At 65.7% G+C, this 20,431-nt stretch carries 19 protein-coding genes and 1 riboswitch; of the genes, 12 read left to right on the top strand and 7 right to left on the bottom strand.

All coding sequences use genetic code 11. The features are described from left to right. Positions 1-125: 125 nt before the first annotated feature. The 9 genes from FJW07_RS27640 (at position 126) to FJW07_RS27600 (ending at position 10,459) form a co-directional block, all read left to right on the top strand. Positions 126-1,520, top strand: a complete 1,395-nt coding sequence (locus FJW07_RS27640) for a transaminase (protein ID WP_246680881.1) — start codon at positions 126-128, stop codon at positions 1,518-1,520. Positions 1,521-1,523: 3 nt separating this feature from the next. After that, positions 1,524-2,321 carry an SDR family oxidoreductase gene (locus FJW07_RS27635; protein WP_140859463.1) on the top strand — a complete coding sequence of 266 codons (798 nt, stop codon included), beginning with the start codon at positions 1,524-1,526 and terminating at the stop codon, positions 2,319-2,321. Beyond that, positions 2,318-3,091 (top strand): SDR family oxidoreductase, encoded by a 774-nt coding sequence (locus FJW07_RS27630; RefSeq protein WP_140859462.1) that lies wholly within the window; start codon positions 2,318-2,320, stop codon positions 3,089-3,091. The genes FJW07_RS27635 and FJW07_RS27630 overlap by 4 nt, the downstream gene beginning before the upstream one ends. A 63-nt stretch (positions 3,092-3,154) precedes the next feature. Next, the gene (locus tag FJW07_RS27625; protein WP_140859461.1) at positions 3,155-4,819 is read left to right on the top strand and encodes an amidohydrolase; all 1,665 of its coding nucleotides are present in this window, start codon (positions 3,155-3,157) and stop codon (positions 4,817-4,819) included. After that, positions 4,806-5,894: a GTP-binding protein gene (locus tag FJW07_RS27620; RefSeq protein WP_140859460.1), complete on the top strand. Its 1,089-nt coding sequence runs from the start codon at positions 4,806-4,808 to the stop codon at positions 5,892-5,894. The genes FJW07_RS27625 and FJW07_RS27620 overlap by 14 nt, the downstream gene beginning before the upstream one ends. A gap of 37 nt (positions 5,895-5,931) precedes the next feature. Next, entirely contained in the window at positions 5,932-7,116 is a 1,185-nt protein-coding gene (locus FJW07_RS27615; protein ID WP_140859459.1) for an ABC transporter substrate-binding protein, read from the top strand. Positions 7,117-7,174: 58 nt separating this feature from the next. Beyond that, positions 7,175-8,044, top strand: a complete 870-nt coding sequence (locus tag FJW07_RS27610; RefSeq protein ID WP_140859458.1) for a branched-chain amino acid ABC transporter permease — start codon at positions 7,175-7,177, stop codon at positions 8,042-8,044. Beyond that, positions 8,031-9,749, top strand: coding sequence for an ATP-binding cassette domain-containing protein (locus FJW07_RS27605; RefSeq protein WP_140859457.1), 1,719 nt, complete (start codon positions 8,031-8,033; stop codon positions 9,747-9,749). The genes FJW07_RS27610 and FJW07_RS27605 overlap by 14 nt, the downstream gene beginning before the upstream one ends. Then, positions 9,746-10,459 carry an ABC transporter ATP-binding protein gene (locus FJW07_RS27600; RefSeq protein ID WP_140859456.1) on the top strand — a complete coding sequence of 238 codons (714 nt, stop codon included), beginning with the start codon at positions 9,746-9,748 and terminating at the stop codon, positions 10,457-10,459. The genes FJW07_RS27605 and FJW07_RS27600 overlap by 4 nt, the downstream gene beginning before the upstream one ends. A gap of 6 nt (positions 10,460-10,465) precedes the next feature. Here FJW07_RS27600 and FJW07_RS27595 read toward each other — a convergent pair whose 3' ends face one another. From FJW07_RS27595 to mtnK, 6 genes are all read right to left on the bottom strand, one after another. Beyond that, complete coding sequence (locus FJW07_RS27595) at positions 10,466-11,191, bottom strand: MgtC/SapB family protein (protein WP_140859455.1); 726 nt, start codon at positions 11,189-11,191, stop codon at positions 10,466-10,468. A gap of 114 nt (positions 11,192-11,305) precedes the next feature. Continuing rightward, complete coding sequence (locus tag FJW07_RS27590) at positions 11,306-11,464, bottom strand: peptide ABC transporter permease (protein ID WP_140705070.1); 159 nt, start codon at positions 11,462-11,464, stop codon at positions 11,306-11,308. Between the two features lie 133 nt (positions 11,465-11,597). After that, complete coding sequence (fba, locus tag FJW07_RS27585; protein WP_140675387.1) at positions 11,598-12,662, bottom strand: class II fructose-bisphosphate aldolase; 1,065 nt, start codon at positions 12,660-12,662, stop codon at positions 11,598-11,600. Positions 12,663-12,823: 161 nt separating this feature from the next. Beyond that, complete coding sequence (locus FJW07_RS27580; protein WP_140859454.1) at positions 12,824-13,291, bottom strand: 6,7-dimethyl-8-ribityllumazine synthase; 468 nt, start codon at positions 13,289-13,291, stop codon at positions 12,824-12,826. Positions 13,292-13,369: 78 nt separating this feature from the next. Then, positions 13,370-13,517, bottom strand: a riboswitch (FMN riboswitch). A 237-nt stretch (positions 13,518-13,754) separates the two neighbouring features. Beyond that, positions 13,755-14,849, bottom strand: coding sequence for an S-methyl-5-thioribose-1-phosphate isomerase (gene mtnA / locus FJW07_RS27575; protein ID WP_140786256.1), 1,095 nt, complete (start codon positions 14,847-14,849; stop codon positions 13,755-13,757). Then, complete coding sequence (mtnK, locus tag FJW07_RS27570; protein WP_140859453.1) at positions 14,846-16,114, bottom strand: S-methyl-5-thioribose kinase; 1,269 nt, start codon at positions 16,112-16,114, stop codon at positions 14,846-14,848. Before mtnK ends, mtnA begins: the two co-directional genes overlap by 4 nt. 136 nt (positions 16,115-16,250) lie before the next feature. On the opposite strand from mtnK, the gene FJW07_RS27565 reads away from it, so the two are divergent. The 3 genes from FJW07_RS27565 to FJW07_RS27555 all read left to right on the top strand — a co-directional run bounded on the left by FJW07_RS27565 (position 16,251) and on the right by FJW07_RS27555 (position 19,919). Beyond that, positions 16,251-17,762, top strand: coding sequence for a sugar ABC transporter ATP-binding protein (locus tag FJW07_RS27565; RefSeq protein WP_140859452.1), 1,512 nt, complete (start codon positions 16,251-16,253; stop codon positions 17,760-17,762). 69 nt (positions 17,763-17,831) lie between these two features. Next, entirely contained in the window at positions 17,832-18,827 is a 996-nt protein-coding gene (locus FJW07_RS27560) for an ABC transporter permease (RefSeq protein ID WP_140646854.1), read from the top strand. Between the two features lie 39 nt (positions 18,828-18,866). Beyond that, positions 18,867-19,919 carry a substrate-binding domain-containing protein gene (locus FJW07_RS27555; RefSeq protein WP_140705080.1) on the top strand — a complete coding sequence of 351 codons (1,053 nt, stop codon included), beginning with the start codon at positions 18,867-18,869 and terminating at the stop codon, positions 19,917-19,919. Between the two features lie 75 nt (positions 19,920-19,994). Here FJW07_RS27555 and FJW07_RS27550 read toward each other — a convergent pair whose 3' ends face one another. Next, on the bottom strand, positions 19,995-20,234 hold the full coding sequence (locus FJW07_RS27550; RefSeq protein WP_140786259.1) for a DUF1127 domain-containing protein: 240 nt from the start codon (positions 20,232-20,234) through the stop codon (positions 19,995-19,997). Positions 20,235-20,431 lie beyond the last annotated feature (197 nt).

Here is a 20,431-nt window from a genome sequence, read left to right as displayed (position 1 = left end):
AACTTGACAGGCGCCCTTCCTGCCTTAAGTGTGTCTATAACATACAAAACACTGGTTCAAATAGTGAACCGACAGGGAATGGCTACGCGCCCCGGAATTTGGCGCGCCAGGGAGAGTTCAGCGCCGTGACGGCCGCCAGCAAGACCGCTTTGCAATCAGCAACGATCGAAGACCTGCTCGACCGCGAGCAGGCGCGGTTCCTCGACACGCATCCGCGCTCGGCGGCGGCCTGGGAAGAGGGCAAGACGCATTTCCTCTATGGCGGGCCGTCGCACTGGATGCGTCGCTGGGCCGGCGGTTTCCCGGTCTATGCCGCCTCGGCCCGTGGCGCGCATATCACCGACATCGACGGCCACGACTATGTCGATTTCGCGCTTGGCGACACCGGCGGCATGTGCGGCCATGCGCCCGAAGCGGTGACGCGCGCGGCAATCCACCAATTGCAGAACGGCACGACGATGATGCTGCCCACCGAGGACAGCCTCTGGGTCGGCGCCGAGCTGGCGCGCCGCTTCGGCCTGCCTTACTGGACGCTGACAACCTCGGCCACCGACGCCAATCGCGGCGCCATCCGCATCGCGCGGATGATCACCGGGCGCCCGAAAGTTCTGGTCTTCTCCGGCTGTTATCACGGCGGCGTCGAGGAGGCGCATGTCGAGATCCGCGACGGCAAGATCGGCATGCGCAACATGATCCACCCGAACGGCGTCGATCATTCGGCCGTCTCCAGGGTGGTCGAGTTCAATGACGTCGCGGCGCTCGAAGAAGTGCTGTCGCATGGCGACGTCGCCTGCGTGCTGACCGAGCCGCTGATGACCAATTTCGGCATGATCCCGGTCGCCGAGGGTTTTCACACCGCACTGCGCGAGATCACGCGCCGCACCGGCACGGTGCTGATCATCGACGAGACGCACACTATCTCCAGCGGGCCCGGCGGCTACACCGCGCTGCACGGTCTGGAGCCGGACATGCTGGTCGCCGGCAAGGCGATCGCCGGCGGCATTCCGGCCGGCATCTTCGGCGTCTCGCGGGAGATTGCCGAGCGGCTTTGGAAGATCGTGCCGATGGTCAACCCGCGCGTGCGCCAGTCGGCGCATCTCGGCATCGGCGGCACGCTGGCCGGCAACGCGCTCACCGTCGCCACCATGCGCGCGGTGCTGGAAGAAGTGCTCACGCCGGCCAATTTCGAGCGGATGATCGCCAACGCCACGCGCCTTGCCGAAGCCGCGAGCAAAATCATCGCCGTGAACAAGTTGCCCTGGCACGTGACGCAGACCGGCGCCCGCGCCGAGATCATGTTCATGCCGAACCCGCCGCGCAGCGGCGCCGACGTTATCGCCGGCCGGCGCGGCGACCTCGAGACGCTGCTGCATGCCTTCTATATGAACGAAGGCATACTGGTGACGCCCTTCCACACCATGTTCCTGATGTGCCCGGCGACGTTGCCGGCCGATGTCGATCGCCATACGGAGGTCTTCGGCCGCTTCGTCGATCTCGTCCGTGGCTCGGGCGTCGCCTGAACGATGGCGACCCCGTTCGATCTCACGGGCAGGGTGGCGCTGGTGACCGGCGGCGGGCGCGGCATCGGTGCCGCCATCGTCACGCGCTTTGCCGAGGCCGGCGCCTCGGTGATCATTGCCAACCGAACGCTCGATGTCGCCGAGGCGCTTGCCGCGGAGCTCTCCGCGCGCGGCCTGTCCGCACGCGCCGTTGCGCTTCCCGGGCTCGACCGCGCCGCGCTTCACACACTTGTCGGCAATGTCGCGCGCGAGGCCGCCCGGCTCGACATCGTCGTCCACAATGCCGGCGGCTGCCCCTGGGCCTCGGTCGAGGAGCTCGATGAGGACAAGCTCGAAGAGGCGCTGGCTATCAACCTGAAAGCCTGTTTCTGGCTGGCGCAGGCGGCGGCGCCCGCAATGCGCGCCAACCGTTTCGGCCGCATCCTGGTCACCTCGTCGGTTTCGGCGCGCGTTGCCATGGCCGGCGGCGCGCACTATTCGGCCGCCAAGGCCGGCGTCAACGCCTTCATCCGTGGCGCCGCCTTCGAATTCGCGCGCGACGGCATCACCGTCAACGGCGTCGCGCCGGGGTTTATCGCCAAGCCCGGCCGCGGCACGATGAGCAAGCCGGAGGTGGCGGACCGCCTAGGCCAATTCATTCCAATGGGCCGTCTCGGCGAGGCGGACGACATCGCCTACGCGATGCTCTACCTCGCTTCGAGCCAAGCGAAATACACCACGGGCCAGACCATCGTCGTCGACGGCGGCTCGACCCTGCCGGAGACCGGCTACGCCGTGGAGCGGCACTGGGGGCTGGCATGAGCCGCCGCCTCGAAGGCCGCACGGCCCTGGTTACCGGCGCCGCCACCGGCATGGGTCGCGCCACCGCCGAGCTGTTCGGGCGAGAGGGCGCCAGGGTCGTCGCCTTCGGGCATGGTGGCGAGGTGCTGGAGGAGGCGGCCGAGGCCAGCAGCGGCACCGCCGTGCGCGGCGACATCACCGATGCCAACGATATCGCTCAGGCCATCGATGCCTGCGACGGGCGTCTCGACATCGTCGTCAACGCCGCCGGAGTTATGATCCTCGACGAGCCTGAGACGCTGAGCGACGAGACCTGGACCAAGAGCTTCGCCGTCAACGTCACCGGCTCGATGATGGTCTGCCGCGCCGCGCTGCCGCTACTCAAGGCGCGCGGCGGCGCGATCGTCAACATCGCCTCGGTCGGAGCCTTCAACGCCAGCGGCCAGAACGCCGCCTATTCGGCGAGCAAGGCGGCGCTCGTCTCCTACACCCGCTCGCTCGCGTTCGCGCACGGCGTCGACGGCATCCGCGCCAACGCGGTAGCGCCCGGCTGGGTGCGCACGCCGATGAGCGTCTACGAGATGAAGGTGGCAGCAAGCGCCAACGGCTCGACTCTCGAAAAAGAATTCAAGGCGCTGACCAACCGCATCGCGCTGCGCCGCGTCGCCGAGCCTGAAGAGATCGCCTCCTGCTGCCTGTTCCTTGCGTCGGACGAAGCGTCCTTCGTCACCGGTGCGGTGCTGGTGGCGGATGGCGGCGGCCGCGCCCCGACACAGAACAGGGCGGTGTGACGTGAATTGAAACTTGCTCGCTCGCCAGCATGAGGGTGCGGTTAGCGGAGAGGAGGAGACAGAATGCCCGACAGAAGCGCCGACCTGGTTTTCACCAATGGCCGCATCTACACGCTCGACCGCAAGCGGCCCTGGGCCTCGGCCGTCGCCGTCAAGGGCGGCCGCATCGTCGCGGTCGGCGAGGGCGCTGACGTCGCCGCGCTGACAGGCGCTGCCACTCGTGTCGTCGACCTCAAGGGCGCGATGATGATGCCTGGCATCGTCGACGTGCATGCGCATCTGATGATGGGCGGCCAAGCCGAGCTTTTCGAGCTGCGCTTCCCGCCGACCGCAAGCTTCGAGACGCTGATCACGCGCGTCGGCGAGGCGGCGGCCAAGGCGCCGGAAGGCTCCTGGATCATCGGCGGACAATGGGGGAGCGATCTGTTGCCGAAACTCAACCGGCTGGAGGCGCTGGCGGCGCTCGACCGGGTGAGCCAAGGCCGGCCGGTGATGCTGCGCGACGATACCTATCACAACCGCTGGATCAATTCGCAGGCGCTTGGCTTGGCTGGCCTTTCCGCGTCGTCGCCCGATCCGGAGAAGGGGTCCATCGGCCGCGATCCGGCGACCGGCGCGCTGACCGGCATGATGATCGAATCCGCCGCCGGCATCGTCGAGCGAACCATCGCGCAATCCGGCCACTACACCGAGGAAATGGACCGCGCCGCGATGGCGCGCTCGATCGCGACGCTCAACTCCTACGGCGTCACCGCATTCCTCGACGCCGCCGCCATGCAGCCGATCCTCGCGGCGCTGAAAGGCCTCGACGATCGCGGCGAGCTGACCGCCTGGTCGGTGTCGGCCATGCCGGCCGTCGAGCCCTCCTTCATGTTCGGCATTGCCGGCGACGAGCTGATCGCGCTGCGTGAGCAATATCGCGGCGTTCACGCGAAGCCGGATTTCGTCAAGATCTTCCTCGACGGTGTGCCGGGTGCGCGCACCGCCGCTTTTCACGAGCCCTACACCAAGGACCCGGTGCTGGGCTGCTGCTTCCGCGGCTCGACCATCGTCACCGTGCCGGAGCTGATCCGCTGGATCGGCAAATGCGAGAAACTCGGGCTCGGGGTAAAGATCCACTGCGCCGGCGATGCCGCGGTCAGCCAGGCATTGGACGCGATCGACGTCGCACGCTCCTTCAATGGGCCGACCAAGCTGAAGCATCACATCGCACATGCGAGCTACATCGCGCCGGACGATATCGCCCGCTTCGCCGAGCTTGGCGTCGTCGCCGACCTTTCGCCTTTCCTGTGGTATCCGACGAGCTTCCTCGAAGGCCATAAGCAGACCATGGGCGAGGCGCGGGCACTGCGCTTCTGGCCGAACAAGGACCTGCTCGCCGCCGGTGCGCTGCTGGCCGGCGGCTCTGACTGGCCGGTGATGCCGAACCCCGATCCGTGGGATGGCATCGAAGGCCTGGTGACGCGCCGCAACCCGAGTGGCGAATTTCCGGGCGCGTCGCTTTGGCCGGAGCAGGCGATCGATATCGCTACCGCGCTCGAAATCTTCACCATCAATTCGGCCCGCGCCATCGGTCTCGCCGAGACCGTCGGCTCGATCGAGATCGGTAAATCGGCCGATCTCATCGTGCTCGACCGCAACGTGCTGAAGACGCCGGCCGAGGACCTCGCCGACACAAAAGTGCTGACGACCTGGTTCGAGGGGAGGGTGGTCTATGAGCGCGCCTGATACTTCGAGCGACACGAGCATACCAGTGACAATCCTCACCGGCTTCCTCGGCAGCGGCAAGACGACGGTGCTCAACCGCCTGCTGCGCCAGCCCTCGCTTGCCGGCGCCGCCGTCATCGTCAACGAGTTCGGCGCCGTCGGGCTCGACCATCTGTTGATCGAGGCCAGCGAGGAGCAGTTCACGCTGCTCGACAATGGCTGCATCTGCTGCACCGTGCGCGGCGATCTCGTCGCCACGCTGAAGGAGCTCGACCGCAGGAGCCGGAACGGCGAAACGCCACCGCTCAGCCAAGTGATCATTGAGACCACAGGTCTTGCCGACCCGGCGTCGATCCTGCACACGCTGATGGCCGAAGCTGAGCTCACGGCTCGCTTTCGCATCGGTGGTGTCGTCACCACCGTCGATGCGGTGAATGGCGCGGCGACGCTTCACCGTCATCCGGAAGCCGCCAAGCAAGTCGCCGTCGCCGACCGGCTGCTGATCACCAAGACCGATCTCGTCTCGAACGAGGCACTCGGCGGGTTGCAGCACCAGCTGGAGCATTTGGCCCCGACCGTCGAGCAAACCGTTGCCCGCAACGGCGAAGTCGAACTCGATCTGCTGAAGAGCCTGCCCACCGATGTTGCGGCGGATGTGAACCGCATCGCCGCGCGGCTCGAAGCGGCTGATCACCACGACCATGAGTGCGGAGCTGATTGCCACCATGGTCACGATCATCATCGCGACACACACCACGGCATCCGGTCCTTCAGCTTCATCATCGACAAGCCAGTCGAGTGGGCCGCTTTCGCCCGCTGGCTGGACTATGTCGCGGCGCTGAAGGGCGAGGACCTGCTGCGCTTTAAGGGCATCGTGCGCACCACGGACGAGCCGGAGCAGCCACTGGTGCTCCACGGCGTGCAGCATGTCTTTCATCCGCCGGCGCGGCTCGACCGCTGGCCGTCGGCGGACCGCCGCACCCGGCTGATGTTCATCGTCCGCGACATCGAGCGCGAGACCATCGCCCGCACGCTGGTGAAATTCGCCGCCATCGACGCCGCCAGCATTGCCGCGCCGGCGCTGGCTGCCGCCTGAAACGAATAACGCATGACAAAAATGGGAGACTGAAAACATGGATTGGAAATCGAGACTGCTCGCAGCGGCATTTGCCGGCATCGGCCTTGCCGCCATGGCCGGCACTGCGTCCGCCGCCGGCCCAACCTGCAAGGATGGCGCCATCAAGGTCGGCGCCGTGTCGACTGTCACCGGCCCGGCCGATTTCTCCGAAGTGCCGAAGGCGACCCAGGCCGCCTTCGATGCGGTCAATGCCGCCGGCGGTATCAATGGCTGCAAGATCGACTACACCATCGCCGACGACAAGGCAGACCCGGCGGTCGCCGCGCAAGCCGCGCGCGACCTGATCGACAACAAGGAGGCGGTAGCGCTGGTCGGTTCGGCCAGCCTGCTCGACTGCGCGGTCAACTCCGCCACCTACAGCCGCAAGAAGATCCTTTCGGTGCAGGGTCTCGGCGTCGACGCCGCCTGCTTCTCCTCGCCCAATGTCGCGCCCGTCAATGTCGGCCCTTACACGCTGTCGACGGCGATGGCCTACTACGCCACCAACGAATTGAAGACGAAGAAGCTTTGCGCCTTCTTCATCATCATCGGTGGCACCCAGGAGGCTTACAAGAAGGCGATCGTGAACTGGGAAAAGATCAGCGGCCAGAAGATCCACCTGATCGATCTGACGCTGCCCTTCCAGGGCGATCTGACGCCTTATGTCATCAAGGCGCGCGACGCCGGCTGCGACGCTGTGCTGACCAACCAGGTCGAGCCGCAGGTGGTGCAGCTGATCAAGACCGTCGATGCCCAGAAGATCACCGGCATCAACTGGCTCTTCCTGGCGCCCGGCTATACCGAGCAGGTCGCCAAGGCGCTGGCCGACACCAAGCAGCCGATCTATGTCGGCACCGAGTGGGAGCCCTACACCGAGAAGAACTCGGCCGCCAACGCGCAATGGATTGCCGACATGCAGAAGGCGAACCGGCCGCTCACCGCCTTCTCGCAGGGCGGCTATCTCGCCGCGGAGCTGTTCCTCAAGGTGGTCGCTTCGATCGACGGCGAGGTCACGCGCGAAAGCGTTGCCAAGGCGCTGCACGACATGCAGCCGCTCACCAACCCGCTCGCCGGCTCGCCTTACGTCTTCGGCACCGCCAAGACGCATTCGCCGATGCAGGCCACCAAGGTGATGAAGCTCGAGGCCGGCGCCTGGAAGGTCGAGACGCCGGACTGGCTCGTGCTGCCGCAGGCCAAGTGATGGTCGCTTGAACCGGACGGCGCGGCTGGCCGCGCCGTCCTCCGGATCGGGATACGAGATGAACGCATTGCTCACATCCGCCGTGGCGGGACTGACGGCCGGGGGCACCTATGCCCTGCTCGGCGTCTGCGCCGTCTTCACCTACCGGCTCGTCGCCGTGGTGAATTTCACCGGGGCCGCCATCGGCACCGCGGGCACCTTCGTGCTGATCGCGCTGTTCGAGGCCGGGTTCCCCATCTGGCCCTCGGTGCTGGCGGGGATTGCGGCGGGCACGGCGACCGGCGTCGCAGTCGGCTACATCATGACGCGGTGGTTCGGCGAAGCGAGCGCTTCGACCAAGGCGGCGGTGACGGTGGCGCTGCTCGTCGGGCTGATCGCCGTCGGGCTGCGTCTCACCGGCGGCCAGCATCCGCACAACATGCCCGAGCTGTTCCCAGGCTCGGCCTTCCGTCTCGCCGGCGTGGAGGTGACCATCGCCTCGGTGCTCACCATCGGGCTCGCGGTGCTGTTCACCATCCTTTCTGACCTCTTCCTCAACCGGACAAAGGTCGGCCTCAATCTGCGCGCGCTGGCCGACCGGCCGATGGCGGCCGAATTGCTCGGCGTGCGGGTGCAGTTCCTGTCGCTGCTGGTATGGGGCATGACGGGCGCCTTCACCACTTTCGCGCTGATGATCATCGCGCCGCAGCGCTCGCCGAACTTCATGACCCTTAGCCTGCTTGTCGTGCCGGCGCTCGCCGCGGCGCTCATCGGCGTCTTCCGCAGCTTCTGGTGGACGCTGGCCGGCGGCATTGCGCTCGGCATCGTCGAAGGGCTGGCAAGCTCCATCGACAGCATCAGCCAGTATCGCAGCGCCATTCCCTTCCTGGTGGTGCTTGCCGTTCTTCTCTGGTCGCAGCGGGAGGCCCGTTGGGATGAAGCGCGCTAGTTTTCGGGCCTCATTGACCCTCATCGTCGTGGCGCTTATCGCCGGCGGCGTCGCCTATGCCGGCCTCCTGCCGTCTTATTGGGTGTTCCTTGCAACCTCGGTCCTGATCACCGGCGTCGCGCTGCAGAGCCTCGGCCTCGTCGCCGGCCGCACCGGCATGATCGCGCTCTGTCAGATGTCCTTCGCCGGCGTCGGCGCCTGGACGGTCGGCTATCTCAACCTCGCCGAAGCGCCAGGCGGCCTCGCCACATGGATCCTTGTCGGCGGCCTTGCGGCCGTGCCGTTCGGCGTTGCCATCGGCCTGCCGGCGCTGCGGCTGCGCGGCATCAACCTCGCCATCGTCACGCTCTCCTTCGCCACCGCCTTCGACACCATCCTGGCCACCATGACCTATCCCGGCCAGACCGACTTCCTGCAGGTGCCACGGCCGGAACTGTTCGACAGCGACGAGGGCTATTTCGTCTTCGTGCTGCTGTTCTATGTGGCGATCGCGGTTTCGCTCGAATTCATCAGCCGCTCGCGGCTCGGCGCCTCCTGGCTGGCCGTGCGCCATTCGGAGCGCGCCGCCGCCGCGCATGGCGTCCGCATCGCCACCGCCAAGCTCACGGCTTTCGCGCTCAGCGCCTTCGTCGCCGGCATTTCCGGCGGTCTGCTTGCTGGCTATCTCGGCACGCTGGTCGCCGAGAATTTCAGCATGATGCAGTCGCTCTCGCTCTACGCGGTGTCGGTGATGGCCGGCGCGCATTTCGCCGAGGGTGCGATCATCGGCGGCCTGCTCGTCGTCATGTTCCCCGAAATCCTGCGCCGGCTGGACTGGCCGCAGGACATCGGCAATGTGCTGTTTGCCATCGGCGCAACCCAGGCGCTGTCGACCGGCGAGACGATGAGCGAGACCTTCCGGCGCCAGTTCCGCAAGCGGCTTTCGGCGCGCGCGCCGAAAGCCGCTGCCGCGTCTGCCTCCGACCTGCCGGCAGCAGTCGAGCGTGCCGCCGGCCCGGCCCTTATCATCGAGGCTTTGACGGTCCGCTACGGCAGCGTGGTCGCGCTGAACAATGTCAGCCTGAGCGTTGCCGCCGGCACCGTGGCCGGACTGATCGGCCCGAACGGCGCCGGCAAGTCGACCTTCATCGATGCGGTCGCCGGCTTCCTGTCGTCCTATCAGGGGAGCGTGCGGCTGGGCGGCAAGCCACTCGAAGGCGTGCCGGCGCATCTGCGTGCCCGCGGGGGCGTGCGCCGCACCTGGCAGACCAACCGCATCGCGCCGGAACTCACCGTCGGCGGCTATCTGGCCTTGGCGGCCAAGGGCCTGTCGGTGAACGAGACCAAAGCTGTGCTCGACTGGCTCGACTGCCCGCATCCCGACACGCTGGTCGCATCGGTCGATGCCGGCACCAGGCGCCTGCTCGACGTCGCGGGCGTCGTCGCTGCCCGCCCGGCCGTCGTGCTGCTCGACGAGCCGGCTGCCGGCCAGTCGCATGAGGAGACGCTGCGGCTCGGCCGGCGCATCGCCGAGATCCCGAAACTGTTCGGCTCGGCGGTGCTTCTGGTCGAGCACGATATGGACCTGGTGCGGGCGGTCTGCTCGGAGGTCACTGTGCTCGATTTCGGCCAGGTCATCGCCTCCGGCCCGCCGGCCAAGGTGCTCGGCGAGCGGGCGGTGAAGAAAGCCTATCTCGGCATCGAGGAAGAGAGCGTGGCGGCATGAGCAGGCTCGTCGTTTCCAACCTGTCGATCAACCGCGCCGAGTTGCCCGTCGTCACGTCTGTCGACCTCGTCGCCGAGAGCGGCGCGATCAGCGTCGTGCTCGGGGCCAACGGCGCCGGCAAGACGACGCTGCTCGAGGGACTGTCCGGCATCATCCCGGTCGCCGGAGGGGCCATCGCCATCGACGGCCGCGAGCTGCAGAAGACGCGTCCAGGCGCCCGCTCGCGTGAAGGGCTTGCCCATGTCGAGCAGGGCCGCACCGTCTTCCGCCAGCTGACGACCGAAGAGAATTTGCGCGTCAGCCTGCAGCCTGGCGCCGACATCGCGGAAGCCTATGCGCTGTTTCCCGAGCTGGTGCAGCGCCGTTCGGTGAAGGCAAGCCTGCTTTCGGGCGGCGAACAGCAGATGCTGGTGACCGCGCGCGCGCTCCTCACCCGGCCGAAGGTGCTGCTCATCGACGAGATGTCCGCCGGTCTCGCCCCGGTCATCGTCACGCGGCTGATGACGGCCGTGCGCAAGCTCGCCGATGACGGCCTGGCCGTCGTCCTCGTCGAGCAGTTCGCGGTGCTTGCGCTGTCGATCGGCAACCGCGCCTATGTCATGCGCCGCGGCCGCGTCGTCTGTGACGGCGATTGCGCGAAGTTGCGCCAATCGCCCGACGAACTGCACCGGCTTTATCTCGGAGGGGCGGAGATGGCTGCCACATCCTGATCCTGCTCAGGACGAATTCTCGCCGATCACGTCGAAGCGCTCGACCGTGCAATGTTCACCGACTACGGCCAGCACTTCGGTCGAAGGCCTTTCCGCGTCGGGCTGCTTCCATTGCACCTTGAAAGAAAATACGAAGCGTTGGTGGTCGACGTCATGTTCCATGCCCACGAAGCGGGCATCGTAGCCAAGCGGCCGCACAATGTCCGGGAGATCGGGCGGCGAGCTTTTCGGCCATGAGACCGACAGGATCGCCTTGTGGTTGCGCGCGATCTTGAGGTCGACCCATTTCAGCGCCTGCAGCGTCACCAGCGTCAGTACCGTCGCGATCGCGCCGAGGCCGTACTGGCCGCCGCCGAAGGCAAGGCCGATCATGGTCATGATCCACATCGTCGCGGCTGTGGTGACGCCGGTGACCAGATCGCCGCGCCGCAGGATGGCGCCACCGCCGATGAAGCCGACACCGGTGAGCACGCCCAGCGCAAAGCGCATGACGTCCATGCGCACGAAGGAATCCGGCCCCTTGCCGGAAACATCGAGCAGCATGTTGGCCTGGATCATGGCCACGCAGGCCGCCAAGCCGACCAGAATGGTTGTCCTCAGCCCGGCGGAATGCCCGCGCGCCTCGCGATTCAAGCCTATGAGAAAGCCTGCCAGCAACGTGACCAAGAGCCGCCCGACGAGGTCCGGCCAGGTCGGATGAAGCGGCATGTCGCAGCAAAGCGTCTCGAACATGGTTTCGACACGGCGGTGAACGGTCGCCGCGCCTCAATTTCGTCTGCGACGTTCAACCGGCGGAGCCGGTGATGGTTCCTTGGCGCAAGCCCGGCTTTTCGCGGGCGCCAACCCTCAATGCGCGGCGAGACTGACCACCAGCGCCAGCACCACGATACCGACCAGCCCTGCGATGAAGATGATGCGTTGCGTGCGCGTATGCAGGATGATCTCGCCCTGCCGGGCATTCTGGCCGGAGAAAACCGGCCCTTCGTCGTCGCGATCCTTGCTCATGACGTGCTCCTTCCCTTCGATGGGTGCGGAAGGTCTCTGAGCAGGAACCACTTTGTTGGCTTGAAGTTCCGCCCCGCTTCGGTGGGGTACATGCCCGCGACCGGGATCGAACCGGTCGCGGGGATTGATCGGCTCAGCCGAATTTCGGATCCAGGCTGCCCGACTTGTAGCGCTTGGCCATGTCCGCCAGCGGGATCGGCTTGATCTTCGGCGCGTTGCCGGCGGTGCCGAACTGCTCGAAGCGCTCCTTGCAGAGCTTCTTCATGGCCGCCATGGCCGGCGTCAGATATTTGCGCGGATCGAACTCCGACGGATTCTCGGTCAGCACCTTGCGGATGGCGCCGGTCAGCGCCATGCGGTTGTCGGTGTCGATGTTGATCTTGCGCACGCCATGCTTGATGCCGCGCTGGATCTCTTCCACCGGCACGCCCCAGGTCGGCTTCATCTGGCCGCCATATTTGTTGATGATCTCCTGCAGATCCTCCGGCACCGAGGACGAGCCATGCATGACCAGATGCATGTTGGGCAGGCGGCGGTGGATCTCCTCGATCACGTTCATCGCCAGCACCGCGCCGTCCGGCTTGCGCGAGAATTTATAGGCGCCGTGGCTGGTGCCCATGGCCACCGCCAGCGCGTCGACATGTGTGTCGCGCACGAATTGCTCGGCCTGCACCGGATCGGTCAGCAACTGGTCATGGCTGATCGCGCCTTCGACGCCGTGGCCGTCTTCCTGCTCGCCGCCGCCGCTCTCCAGCGAGCCGAGCACGCCGATCTCGCCTTCCACCGACACGCCGCCCCAATGCGCCATGTCGACGACGCGGCGCGTGATGCCGGAATTGTAGGCGTAGTCGGCCGGCGACTTGCCATCCTCCTTCAGCGAGCCGTCCATCATCACCGAGGTGAAGCCGTACTGGATCGCGGTGACGCAGGTGGCTTCGTTGTTGCCGTGGTCGAGATGCATGCAGACCGGGATGTCGGGATGGATCTCGACCAGCGCGTCGATCAGCTTGGCCAACACCACGTCATTGGCATAGGCGCGCGCGCCGCGGCTGGCCTGCAGGATCACCGGCGACTTGGTCTCCTCGGCCGCCTCCATGATGGCGAGGCCCTGTTCCATATTGTTCATGTTGAAGGCAGGCACGCCATAGCCATGTTCGGCGGCATGGTCGAGCAATTGTCTCAGTGTGATGCGAGCCAACGAATAGTCTCCCGTATCTGGTTCGAGCCCGTGTTTGAAAAGGCCGCCCGACGCCCGGGCGACCCCGTTGCTTCTGGCCGGATTTCGGGGCTACCGCAACCTTTTGAAGCCTTTTCGGCCGCAATTCTTGTTGCAGGGCTGAAATCCGGCCCTGGCCGGGCCTAGGCGGCGATCCGCGCACGCGCGGCGAGGATTTCGACGCAGGCCCTGGCCGCTTCCTTGCCCTTCACGGTGAAATGCTCGTGGAAGAAGCGGTGATGCTCGGCGCTGTCATGGTAGTTGTGGGGCGTCAGCACCGCCGACAGCACCGGCACGCCGGTCGCAAGCTGCACATTCATCATGCCGTCGATGACCGCGCTTGCCACGAAATCGTGGCGATAGATGCCGCCATTGACGACGAAGGCGGTGCCGAGGATCGCGGCATAGTGCCCCGTCTCGGCAAGCGTCTTGGCGTGCAGCGGGATCTCGTAGGCGCCCGGCACGTCGAAGATGTCGACGGTGAAGCCGCCAAGCGCGGCAAGCTCCGCCTCGAAAGCTTGCACGCATTGATCGACGATGTCGGCGTGCCATCGCGCGCGAATGACGGCCACAGGACGAGCAGTATGGTCTTTGAGGAAATGCTGATTCATGGGTCCATCCTTCCGTTTCGAACCAGAATCAGGACGCACGACGCAAAATGCGGCCCGCGCGAGCGGACCGTCTTCTGCGTACGTTCTCTTCCATCCGGACTGTAACCGTCGGCTCCGGAATCGCACCGGATCTGCTGACCCTTCCGATAAGGCTGGAAGGCGCTCGCGGGCTTGAGCCGAGGCTCTTACCGCCGGTGGGGACTTTCACCCCGCCCTGAGAACATTAACGCGGGTTTTATGGAAGAGGAGGGCAACAGTGTCAATTGGCGATGACATCGCGGTCGTCATTCTAGGGCGGAGCAAGGAGCGAAAGCGACGCGCGCAGACCCTGGAATCCATGCCATGACGCTAACGTGTTGCAACGGCTACAGAATTCTGCACCACTGCGCTCGATGACGCAGGTCATGGCATGGATTCTCGGGTCAAGCCCGAGAATGGCGACGTGCTGGGGGAGATCAGCTGACTACCCCCGTTCCGGAAACATCGCCTTCAACCCCTCGCGCGAGGCCTTGGCCACGCCGCGCTCGGTGATCAGACCGGTCACCAATCTTGCCGGCGTCACGTCGAAGGCGGGGTTCGCCGCCGGTGTCGCATCCGGTGAGACCCGCACCTGCGCGATCTTGCCATCCGCCGTCTTGCCCCAGACCAGGGAAACCTCGTCTCCCGACCGCTCCTCGATCGGGATTTCGGCAAGCCCGTCGGCCACCGTCCAGTCGATGGTGGGCGAGGGCAGCGCGACGTAGAAGGGCACATCATTGTCGGCGGCGGCCAAAGCCTTGAGATAGGTGCCGATCTTGTTGCAGACGTCGCCATTGGCGGTGGTGCGGTCGGTGCCGACGATCACCATGTCGATGTCGCCATGCTGCATCAGATGGCCGCCTGCATTGTCGACGATCAGCGTGTGCGACACGCCGTGCCCGGCCATCTCCCAGGCGGTGAGCTGGGCGCCCTGGTTGCGCGGCCTGGTTTCGTCGACATAGACATGCACCGGGATGCCGGCCTCGGTCGCCAGATAGATCGGCGCCGTGGCGGTGCCGTAGTCGACCGTCGCCAGCCAGCCGGCATTGCAATGGGTAAGGATGTTGACGGTCTCGCCCGGCTTCTTGCGCGCGGCGATCTGCCTGATGATGGCAAGCCCGTTCTCGCCGATGGCGCGGTTCAGCCCGACATCCTCATCGGCGATCTCCGCGGCGCGCTGGTAAGCGGCTTCCGCGCGCTCCGCGGGTGCAATCGGCTTGAGATGCCGTCGCATCTCGTCCAGCGCCCAGCGCAGGTTGATCGCCGTCGGCCGCGTCTTGTGCAACGTCTCCCATACGGCGTCGAGCGCTTCGTCCGACGGATCGTCTTTCATCTGTATGGCAACGCCATAGGCGGCGGTGACGCCGATCAGCGGCGCGCCGCGCACCCACATGTCGCGGATCGCGGTGGCGATGCCGGCAACCGTTCCGATCGTCTCGATGCGGAACTCATGCGGCAGCCAGCGCTGGTCGATGATCTCGACCGACCGCTTGTCGTCGCTCAGCCAGATGGTGCGGTAATGGCGTTCGCCGACGTTCAAATTCTCTTCTCCTGTTCGATCAGCGCGGCCAGATTGTTGACCTCGTCGATGCTGTGGATCTGGCGCCGGTTGACGGCGATATGGCGGCCGAAGCGCAAAGCCTTGGCCTCACATCTGGCGCGCAGGTCTTGATCGGCAATGGTCTCGAAATCGGCATTGTGGGCGAGGCCGAGGATGCGCCGATGCACCTCGATGCCGGCGAAGCCGAGCAGGTCGTCCCAGATGGAATGCAGCATGTGGTCGAGCGCCTGTTCCGAGCCGAGAAGGTCGCCCTGATCCTCGAACAGGCTCCTCTGGTAGAGCATGCCGGTCCGTTCGGTGCGCCAGAGCTGTGCGAACTCGGCGCGGAACACTGCCCAGGTCTTGGCCGTGACACCGAGCAGATAGGCGCGCATCGGTGCGCGGCTGCCTTTCTGCTCATGGCCGCGCTGCGAGAAGAAGGCCATCCAGAAATTGGCGAGCAACATGCCGACATCGAAGGCGATCGGGCCGTAGAAGGCGAACTCCGGATCGATCATCCGGGTCTCTGTGTCGGTCACCATGATCGAGCCGGAATGCAGGTCGCCATGCAGCAGCGTCTCGGCATTGGCGGCAAAGAGATGCTTCAGACGCTGCGCCTCGACCTTGAGGTCGCGGTCGGCGCGCAATTCGGCTACCAGGCCGTCGAGCTGCGGCGAGGTGTGCCGGTTCATCTTGGCGTCGAAATAGGGGTCGGAGAACACCAGGTTCTCGGTGATGTCGCACAGCTCGACATTGTCGGCGAACAGCGCCAGATCGGCCTTGCGGTCCTTGGTCGGCATGTGCAGGTCGGAACCGCGAAACAGCGTGCGGGCCATGAACAGGCCGATGTCGCGCGCGATGTTGGGCAGTTCGCGGCCGTCGATCAGCGCGCGCCGCAGGATGATGTGCGGCGGCGCCAGGTACTCCATGACGATCAGCGCCTGGGCCTCGTCGAAATGATAGATCGCCGGCACCGAGCCGGGCGCCCGGCGCTCCTGCCTGGTCAGCGCATGATATTCGAAGAAGGAGCGTTTCAAGGGCAGCGGCCAGCTGTCGCCGACCAGCCGCACATAGGGCAGCGCCTGTTTGACCACCGCAGCACCCTGGTCGCCCTCGACGATGAACACCAGGTTGAGATTGCCGTCGCCGACCTCGCGTACCTTCCAGTGGCTGGCGTCCTTGCCGATGCGCTCGGTCAGCGCCGTGGTTTCGCCAAGGCGTTTCGGCAGCGTTTCCACCGACAATGCTTCGAACTTCCCGGTCATGCTCTCCCTCCTGCGCGTGGTTTCCGACGATAGCGGAGCCACGGCGGCGGGGCCAAGCTAGGAAGCGCTCTGGCAAATGTCAATCGTGTTGACAATTGCCGAATGAGCCCATAGCGTCACCATCCGGGAGGAACGGATGGGCGCAGATGCCGTGTTCCATGTGGAGGGCCTGAGGAAATCCTTCGGCCAGAACGAGGCGCTTGGCGGCATCTCGCTCGACCTCTTTGCGGGCGAGGTGACCGTGCTGATGGGCGCCAACGGCGCCGGCAAATCCACCCTGGTCAAGATCGTCAGCGGCGTCTATGCGCGCGGCGCAGGCTCAATGCAGCTCGCCGGCAAGGCCTTCGATCCGCAGACCCCAGCCGAAGCGATCCGCGCCGGCGTCGTCACCGTGCACCAGAACATCAACGACGGCGTGGTCGCCGACCTCGATGTCGCCACCAACCTGACGCTCGACCGGCTGAGCGGCAAAGGCGCGTCCTTGCTCTTCAAGCCTGCCAATGTCCGGGCCGAAGCCAGGGCTGTCGCCGACCGCATGGGGCTCGCCATCGACCTCAAGGCGCGCGTCAGCGACTTGTCGTTGGCCGACCGCCAGATGGTGGCCATCGCCCGCGCCATGGCGCATCGGCCCAAGGTGCTGATCCTCGACGAGCCGACCTCGTCGCTGTCGAGCGCCGAGGCCGACCGGCTGTTTTCGCTGATCGACAGGCTGCGCGGGCAGGGCGTCGCCATCCTCTATATCTCGCACCGCATGTCCGACATAAGGCGGCTCGCCGACCGCATCGTGTCGATGCGCGACGGCGTCGTCTCCGGCGTCTTCGACAAGAAGCCGCTCGACTATGAGGGCGCGGTCAACGCCATGCTTGGCCGCAAGATCCATCTCGACCGGGTGGTGGCGAGAAGCTCGGCTCGAGCCGTCTTCACCGCCGAAGGGCTGCAACTGGCGCAAGGGTCGAGGCCGATCTCGATGACGCTCGGCGCCGGCGAGGTGGTGGCTATCACCGGCTTGGTCGGCGTCGGCAAGACGGCTTTGGCGGAGACGCTGTTCGGCGTGCGCCGGCCGCTCGCCGGCACCATGCATATGGACGGCAAGCCCTATGCGCCGGGCGCGGCGCGCGAGGCGATCGCCGCCGGCGTCTTCCTGGTCGCCAAGGACCGCGTTGCGAGCGGCATCGTCGGCGGCTTCAACATCGAGCGCAACATCAGCCTGCCGTTCCTCAAGCGCATGTCGGGTCTCGGCGTGATGAAAAAGCGCGCCGAGCGCGTCGTTGCCCGCCGCCAGATCGACGAACTTGGCATCGTCTGCCGCTCGGAGAAGGACGAGCTGTCGGCGCTTTCCGGCGGCAACCAGCAGAAGGTCATGGTGGCGCGCTGGATGTCGCGGGCCTCGCGGCTCTTCATCCTCGACGAGCCTTTCCAGGGCGTCGACATTTCGGCGCGCCGCGACATCGCGGCGAAGCTTCGAGCCAGCGCCGACGGCCGCGCGACGCTGATCTTCGTTACCGAGATCGACGAGGCGCTGGAGACCGCCGACCGCATCCTGGTGATGTCGGAACACACGATCGTCGGCGAGCACCGTAACGCCGATATCGACCTCGACCGGCTGCTGGCGGAAGTGGCCGGCGGACCGCTCCACGGCGCGGCATGAGGTCGAGGGATTTGCATGGAGTGGAGTTGGAATGAGCTTTTGTCGGACAGCCGCGCGGCGGGGCGCTGAGTGATGTTGCGCGACTACGCCATCCGCTACGGCTTCATCGTCCTGTTGGTCGGGTTGATCGCCTATTTCGCGGTCGCCGCCGATGGTTTTGCTTCGCCGCAAAGCGCCGTCTTCATCTTCCAGTCGGTGGCCATCACTGGTGTGCTGGCGCTCGGCGTCACCGCGACGCTGGTCGTCGGCGGCTTCGACCTGTCGATCGGCTCCGTCGCCACCAGCGCCATGATGGCGGCTTCCTACGCCATGGTCGTGCTGGAGCAGAACGCGATCGTCGCCGTCATCGCCTGCCTTGTCATCGGCGTCATCGTCGGCCTGATCAACGGCTGGCTGATCGTCTATATGCGCGTGCCCGACCTGCTGGCCACGCTCGGCATGATGTTCCTGCTGCTCGGCCTGCAGCGCATCCCGACGGAAGGCCGCTCGATCGCCACCGGCATGACCATGCCCGACGGCTCGGTCGCCAACGGCAAGTTCTCGGAAGCCTTCCTGGCGCTCGGCCGCCACCGCATCGATTTCTTCATCCCGAACCTGATCCCGGTTTCGGTGGTGGTGCTGGTGGTGCTCGCGGCGCTGATCTGGTTCTTCCTCGAATACACGCGCTTCGGCCGCATGATGTATGCCGTCGGCAGCAACGAGCGGGCTGCCGAGCTCGCCGGCGCGCCTGTCAAGGCATACAAAATCTGGGCCTATGTGATTTCGGGAGTTTTTGCCTCGATAGGCGGGATTTTGCTCGCCGCCCGGCTTGGACGCGGCGACATCGCCTCGGGTAATAATCTCTTGCTCGACGCTGTCGCCGCGGCGCTCATCGGCTACGCGGTGCTCGGCGCCGCCAAGCCAAACGCCTTCGGCACGGCCGTCGGCGCGGTGTTCGTCGGCGTCTTGCTGCAAGGCCTGACGATGATGAACGCCCCCTACTACACGCAGGATTTCGTCAAGGGCGCGGTGCTTGTCGTCGCCCTTGTCTTCACCTTCGCCCTTTCCGGCAGGGGCAAGAGATAGTTTCGACCGGGGCATTGAGACAAAACGGAGGAAAACGAAGTGAGCATCACAAGAAGACTTTTGGGGAAGGCAGCACTCGGCCTTGCCGGCGCGGCTCTGCTGATGCAGGGCACGGCATTGGCGGCGGACAAGCCGGCGCCGTTCGACAAGCCCGGCGTCAAGATCGCGCTGGTGCGCTATCTGTCGACCGGTGACTTCTTCCAGGCCTATCTCTCGGGCGTCGAGGCGCAGGCCAAGGCGCTCGGCGTCGATCTGCGCGTGCTGGACAGCCGCCAGGATGCGGCGCTCCAGGCCGACATGGTCGACCAGGCGATCGCGCTCGGCGTGCAAGGCATCATCATCCAGCACGGCCTGACGGAATCGATGAAGGACGCCGCCCAGCGCGCGGTCGATGCCGGCATCAAGGTCGTCGCCTTCGACGTCAATGTCGAGAACCCGAAGATCCCGCAGATCGAGCAGTCGGACAAGGATCTTGCCAAGCTCGCGCTCGAGCAGGCGGTGAAGGACAATGGCGAGAGCTGGAAGGCCGGCTATGTCTATGTCGCCGGCATCGCGCCGCTCGACCGCCGCAACGAGACCTGGGTGGACGTGAAGAAGAAATATTCGGGCATCAGCGAGGTCGCCCAGTTCGGCACGCTCGACAACCCGATCGCCAACTCGGTCGCCAACCAGGCGCGCTCGGTGCTGCAGGCGCATCCCGACATCAAGGTGATGTTCGCGCCCTATGACGAGTTCGCCAAGGGCGTGAAGATCGCCGTCGACGAGGCCGGCCTGAACAAGGGCATCAAGATCTATTCGGCCGATATCTCGACCTCGGATATCGCCGCGATGCGCGAGCCGGACAGCGCCTGGGCGGCCACCGCCGCCACCAACCCGGCCGTCGTCGGCCAGGTCTCGGTGCGCGCGCTGGCGCAGCTTCTCGCCGGCGAGGATCCCGGCCACAACGTCATCGTGCCGCCGACGCTGATCACCCAGAAGGAGCTGATCGACAAGGACATCAAGAACATGGAAGACCTGTCGGCCAAGCTGCCGCAGTTCGCCCATGCCGATGTCGCGATGCCCGCCTGGATGCCGAATCCGAACGCCAAGTAAGGGTTCTGCCCGTTGCTGATGAAGGGAGCGGTCCAGTGGGCCGCTCTCTGTCTTTTCCAAGGGACCGTCGCGACGTCATCGCTGCCAGAAGGGCAGTTTGGCGATTTCCGCCTCGACCTCTTTCCTCGTCAGCCCGATGTCGTCGATCAGATGCGGATTGTCCGTCGCCATGCGCTTGAGCTCGAAGCGGAAATAGGCCTGCTTGCGGCGCTCGGCGAGGAGGCCGCGCAGGGCTGAGAGGCTGTAGCGCCGGCGGCCGTTGATCTCGGCTGGACGCGCCGCCAGAGATGCGCAAGGTGCGAAGGTATCGTTCATGGCAACCTCCATGCGGCAGAAAGCTTGAAGGCCCTCGACCTGATTGAGATTGCAGTGTGCCGCAGGTGGCCGGCGGCGTAATTAAGCCCTCCCAAATAGTTCTCAAAACTTCCAAATCGGCTAGGCGGTGGTGACGATTTAACTATTTGAGCCAGATGGCGATAGCGGCGAGTTTGACGAAGCCCATGAAGTTGGCG

It is taken from the genome of Mesorhizobium sp. B3-1-9 (genome assembly GCF_006439595.1).
Classification (GTDB): Bacteria; Pseudomonadota; Alphaproteobacteria; order Rhizobiales; family Rhizobiaceae; genus Mesorhizobium.
The sequence above is the reverse complement of the archived record's forward strand: the minus strand, read 5'-3'. Positions and strand labels throughout refer to the sequence as shown.